The sequence below is a fragment of the Bradyrhizobium sp. P5_C11_2 genome (assembly GCF_054049755.1).
In genome coordinates this window covers 1-5,635 of the sequence record NZ_JBFULT010000497.1, presented here as the reverse complement: position 1 = coordinate 5,635, position 5,635 = coordinate 1, and the positions used below count along the sequence as shown (strand labels likewise).

The window sequence follows — 5,635 nt, the reverse complement described above, 5'->3', positions numbered from 1 at the left end:
GCGCTCGGCCGCGGACTCGAGCGCGGCCTGCGCGGGCTTCTGGCCGGAGAACGCCTGCTCCAGCTCGTCCTCGATCGCGCCGCGGATCAGGACGAAGGAGCCGAGCCGGATGCCCTTCGAGTTCTCCGTCGGCGGATGCAGCGTGACCTCCTCGAACGAGATCGAAGAGCCCGGATTGCGCTCGTAAAAGCCCTGCGCGCGCGTCAGCTCATAGGCGGCGCGGGTGATCGGCAGATAGCCGGTGTTCTGGTGCCAGGCCGCCTGCACGCCGGGCTGCGACAGATAGGCGAAGAACCGTGCCACGCCCTTGTATTCCTGGCGCGGGCGGTCGCGCAGCACCCACAGCGTGGCGCCGCCGATGAGCGAGTTCTGCGGCGCGTCCTTCACGTCGGGCCAATACGGCATCATGCCGTAGCCGATCTCGAACTTCGAATTCGCCTTGATGTCGGCGCGCGTCGCCGAGGAGCCGATGAAGATGCCGCATTCGCCGTTCTGGAAGCGCGGCTCGGCCGACTGCCCGCGGCCGCCATAGTCGAACACCTTGGTCTTCTGCCATTCGGCGAGCTGGGCGACGTGCTTCACGACGACGGGATTGCTGATGGTCAGCTCCGCATCCAGCCCCGCAAAACCATTGGCGCGGGTCGCGAGCGGCAGATTATGAAAGGCGGAGAAATTCTCGACATGAATCCAGGACGGCCAGGACGTGGTGAAGCCGCAAGCCGCGCCGCGGTCGCGCAGGCGTTTGGCGGCGGCTCCCAGCTCCGGCCAGGTCTTCGGCGGCTTGTCCGGATCGAGGCCCGCGTCGCGGAACATGGTCTTGTTGTAGTACAGGATCGGCGTCGACGAATTGAACGGGAAGGACAGCAGATTGCCGGCCGCATCGGTGTAATAGCCGGAGACCGCGGGAAGGTAATCGTCGAGCGAGAACGGCTCGTTCATGTCCCGCATCATGCTGAACACGGGATAGATCGCGCCCTTGGCCGCGGTCATGGTGGCGGTGGCGACCTCGTTGACCTGGACGATCGCGGGCTGGCTGCGCGAGCGGAAGGCGAAGATCGCCGCGGTCACCGTCTCGGTGTAGTTGCCCTTGTAGCTCGGCACGATCCGGTAATCGGACTGCGAGGCGTTGAAGTCGGAGGCGAGCTTCTCCAGCTGCCGGCCGAGCTCGCCGGACATTGCGTGCCACCACGCGATGTCGGTGGCGGCGCGGGCCGGAGAGGCCAATGTGAGGGCGATGAAAGCGGCGACGGCCTGCAAAAGGCGCAATGCTGAAATCACGATGGCTCTTCCCGTGTCGCGCGGCGAAAGGCGACTATAGCCTGCTTAAGGCGCGGCATCTGCGGTTTCAACCGGGAATGAGCGCTGGCCGCGCCGCACAAACGTTCCGCGGGACGAGCCGGGATGGCCTTCCTTTGACCATCTGCTAGATTGCATTGAACCTTTTCCTCCTGCCATAGACTCCACCACTGAGGGGTTGAGTGTGCCAGTGTTGAACCGTGCCGAACTCTCGCGGACCGGGGTGGTTTTTGTCGCGCTTCTGCTCGCCACAGTGTCGATGGGCATGTGCGCGGCGGGCGCCGTTGCGCGCGAATTCCGCGCCGCCGACACCCAGACCGAGGATTACCCGACCGTCCAGGCGCTGCGCTACATGGGCGCCCTGATCGCCGAGCGCACCGCCGGCCGGCACGAGATCAAGGTGTTTCACTCCCGCCAGCTCGGCGAGGAGAAGGAGACGATCGAGCAGACCCGGGCCGGCGCGATCGACCTCAACCGGACCAATGTGGCCCTGATCGGCAATTTCGTGCCGGCGATGAACGTGCTCGCCATGCCGTTCCTGTTCCGGTCCATCGAGCACATGCAGAAGGTGCTGGACGGGCCGATCGGCAGCGAGATCCTGGACAGCTTCGAGCCCTACGGCTTCGTCGGGCTCGCCTTCTACGATTCCGGCGCGCGCTCGATCTACAACGGCGTCCGCCCGGTGAAGAGCATCGCCGACCTCAAGGGTCTGCGGATCCGGGTGCAGCAATCGGAGTTGATGAGCGAGATGATCCGCTCGCTCGGCGCCGAGCCGGTCGAGCTGCCCTATGGGCAGGTGCTCACGGGGCTTGCGACCCGCCTGATCGACGGCGCTGAAAACAACTGGCCATCCTTCGTGACGACAGACCACTACAAACATGCCGGCTACCTGGCGCTCACCGAGCACACGATGAGCCCCGAGGTGCTGGTGATCTCGCTCAAGGCCTGGCGCAGCCTGTCGGAGCGCGACCAGCAGATCTTCAGGGAGGCGGCGGCGCGCTCCAGCCGCTTCATGCGCGAGAAATGGCGCGACCTCGAGGAGCAGTCGCAGCGCAAGGCGCAGGCCGCCGGCATCACCGTCGTCAGGGACATCGACCGCATGCCGTTCGAAGCGGCGATGGCGCCGATCTACGCCAAGGCCGCGCGCGATCCCGCCGCGGCCGCGCTGATCGAACGCATTCGCAAGGTGGAGTAGAGCTTCTTGGCTGGACTCGGACACAGCGAGACCGCGGACAGGCCGCCCGGCCCGATCGGGCGGCTGCGCGCGCGTCTCGTCGGCGTGTTGCGGGCGGTGCCGATCCGCTGGCGCATCCTGTCGATCGCGGCGCTGAATTCCGCCGTGGTGGTGGTGCTGGTCGCGATGATCTGGAACGGCGCGCAGGTGCTGGGCTCGGCCTGGGACGACGTCCGCCAGGTACGCGAATCCGACAGGATCCTGGCGCTGCTCGAAAGCGAGACCGGGCGCCTGCATAATCTGATCCACCGCTACATCAACCAGCCGAGCCCGGACCTGTTCGCCGAGATCCTGCTGCTGCGCGAGGCGGTGCTGGGCACGCTGACCAACCGCGCCGCCAAGGACCCGATGCTGGCGGGCTCGGTCGAGGAGCTGGAGCGCACCACCGACCGCTTCCTCAACGGTTTTGGCGAGCTGCGCAGCGTGCAGGCGACCATCGCAAAAACCTATGAGGAGCAGGTGCAGGGCCCGGCCAGGGACATGGCCGGCCTGTACTCCATCATCGAGGGCGCCACCGGCCACCGCGACGCCCTGATCTGGCCCTCGCTCGGCAAGTCCCGCGAGGCCTTCACCGCGATGCTGGTGGCGGCCAATTCCTACTATCTGTCGCTGTCGCCGGCCGCAGCCGACGAGGCGCGGCGCAACACCGAGACGATCGAGAAGACCGTCCCGGTGATGCTCGATCTCGCCGACAACGACCTCCAGCGCATGGCGCTGCAAAAGCTCGCCACCCGCACCACGGCGCTGCGCGAAGGCTTTGCAAAACTCTCCGAACAGCTTTCGAGCCGTACCGAGCTGTTGCGCAACACCATCGACGCCAGCCAGGCCGAGGCGATCGGCGCCATCGACGACCTCTCGACCAAGATGCGCCAGCGCGAGCAGAAGGCGCAGGGGACCTTCGACCGCACGCTGGCGGACATTTCTCGCCGAGTCCTCTCCATTGCGGTGATCTTCCTCGGCATCATCCTCACTGCCGGCGTGCTGATCGCGCTGTCGATCCGGCTGCCGCTCCAGCAGATCATGGCGGCGATGCGCGCGATCACGCTCGGCGATCTCGACCGCGAGGTGCAGGGCACGCGCGCGCGAGACGAGGTCGGGGCCATGGCGCGCGCGGTGGAGGTATTCCGCGAGAACGCGATCGCCAAGCGCGAGACCGAGGACGAGCTGCGCGCCTCGAAGGAAAAGGCCGAAAGCGCGCTGCTCGAGCTCAATGCCGCGCAGCAGAACCTGATCGATGCCGAACGGCTCGCGGCGCTGGGCGGCCTCGTCGCGGGCGTCGCCCACGAGGTCAACAACCCGATCGGCATCAGCCTGACGGTCGCTTCCAGCTTTGCCCGGCGCACCGAGATCTTCGAGGCCCAGCTCAAGGGCGACGGCGGCCTGCGCCGCTCGCAGCTCGAGGAATTCGTGCAGTCCTCGCGCGACGCCTCGCAGCAGCTCGTCGCCAACCTGCAGCGCGCGGGCGAGCTGATCCAGTCGTTCAAGCAGGTCGCGGTCGACCGCTCGCATGCCGAGCGGCGGCAGTTCTCATTGAGCGAAGCCACCGAGCAGATCATCGCGAGCCTGCGCCCCGTGCTGAAGCGCTCGCCGATCACGCTCCAGGTCGACGTGCCCGAGGGACTGCTGCTCGACGGCTATCCCGGCTCCTACGGCCAGATCCTGACCAACCTGTTCCTCAACGCCGCCAACCACGCCTTCGCCGACGGCCGCGCCGGCACCATCACGATCTCGGCGCGGCCGCGCGGCGCCGACGACATCGAGATCAGCTTCGCCGATGACGGCGCCGGCATGACCCCTGACGTGCAGCGCCAGGCCTTTGACCCTTTCTTTACCACCCGGCGCAATGAAGGCGGCACGGGACTCGGCCTCCATATCGTCTATAACCTCGTCACCCAGCAGCTCGGCGGGCGGATGATGCTGGAATCCAAGCTGGGACAAGGCACTACTTTTCGCATTATCATGCCCCGCCTCGCCAGGGGCGGCACGCAAAGCACAGAGACTGACGGGACTTCTCAATGGCCGAACAGGACGATGTCCTCCACCTGATCGACGATACCGGTACCGCGTCGGAGGATAACACCGCCCGGAAATGGAAAATCGCCGTCATTGACGACGATCCGGCGGTGCATGACGGCACCCGCTTCGCGCTGTCCGACTACAGCCTCAACGGCCAGGGCCTGGAGATTCTCTCGGCCCATTCCGCGGCCGAAGGCCGCAAGCTGATGGCCGCGCACAACGACATCGCCGCGGTGCTGCTCGACGTCATCATGGAGACCGACGTCGCCGGCCTCGAGCTCGTCGAGTTCATCCGCAACGAGATCAAGAACGAGACCGTGCGCATCATCCTGCGCACCGGCCAGCCCGGCCAGGCGCCGGAGCGGCGCGTGATCGTGCAGTACGACATCAACGACTACAAGGCCAAGACCGAGCTCACCGCCGACAAGCTGTTCACCTCGCTGACCGCGGCGCTGCGCTCCTACCAGCAGCTCGAGCGCATGGTGCAGACGCGGCGCGGGCTCGAGATCATCATCGACGCCGCCTCGACGCTGTACGACTTCAAGTCGATGCAGCGGCTCGCCGAGGGCGTGCTGACCCAGCTTGCCTCGCTGCTCAATGTCGACTGCGCCGGCATACTGGTCCTGCGCGACAATGGCGGCGTCGATCCGGAGCTCTCGGTGCTCGCCGGCAGCGGCTGCTACAGCCGCTTCATCGGCACCACCTCGTCACGGGCGCTCGATCCCGATCTGCGCGACATGGTCGAAGCCGCCTTCCAGCGCCGCAAGAACGAATTCGCCGACCACCGCAGCGTGATCTATCTGCGCACCGGAAGCGGCCGCGAGGTGGTGGTGCTGCTCCAGGCCGAGCGCGAGCTGTCGGAGACCGACCGCTCGCTGGTCGAGATCTTCTCGAGCCGGCTCTCGATCGCGTTCGACAACGTGATCCTCTATCAGCAGCTCCAGGACGCCAACACCCAGCTCGAGGACCGGGTCGCCCAGCGCACCCGCGCCCTGATGCAGGCCAACCGCCGCCTGTCGGCGCAATGGCTGCGGCTGCAGCGCGCCAACGGCTTCAAGAACGAAATCCTCGGCACCGTCGCCCACGACC

4 protein-coding genes are annotated in these 5,635 nt (G+C 66.6%); 3 read left to right on the top strand and 1 reads right to left on the bottom strand.

Annotation, left to right across the window (positions count from 1 at the left end):
- Positions 1–1,278, bottom strand: a 1,278-nt coding sequence (gene ugpB, locus ACXJL8_RS32105; RefSeq protein WP_456686228.1) for a sn-glycerol-3-phosphate ABC transporter substrate-binding protein UgpB, incomplete at its 3' end; no start/stop codon positions are given.
- Positions 1,279–1,480: 202 nt separating this feature from the next.
- Here ugpB and ACXJL8_RS32100 point away from each other — a divergent pair.
- The 3 genes from ACXJL8_RS32100 to ACXJL8_RS32090 form a co-directional block, all read left to right on the top strand.
- The gene (locus tag ACXJL8_RS32100; protein WP_456619529.1) at positions 1,481–2,491 is read left to right on the top strand and encodes a TRAP transporter substrate-binding protein; all 1,011 of its coding nucleotides are present in this window, start codon (positions 1,481–1,483) and stop codon (positions 2,489–2,491) included.
- A gap of 6 nt (positions 2,492–2,497) precedes the next feature.
- On the top strand, positions 2,498–4,576 hold the full coding sequence (locus tag ACXJL8_RS32095) for an ATP-binding protein (protein WP_456619528.1): 2,079 nt from the start codon (positions 2,498–2,500) through the stop codon (positions 4,574–4,576).
- The coding region (locus ACXJL8_RS32090) for a DUF3369 domain-containing protein (protein WP_456686227.1) at positions 4,546–5,635 on the top strand (1,090 nt) is incomplete at its 3' end. The genes ACXJL8_RS32095 and ACXJL8_RS32090, both read left to right, overlap by 31 nt.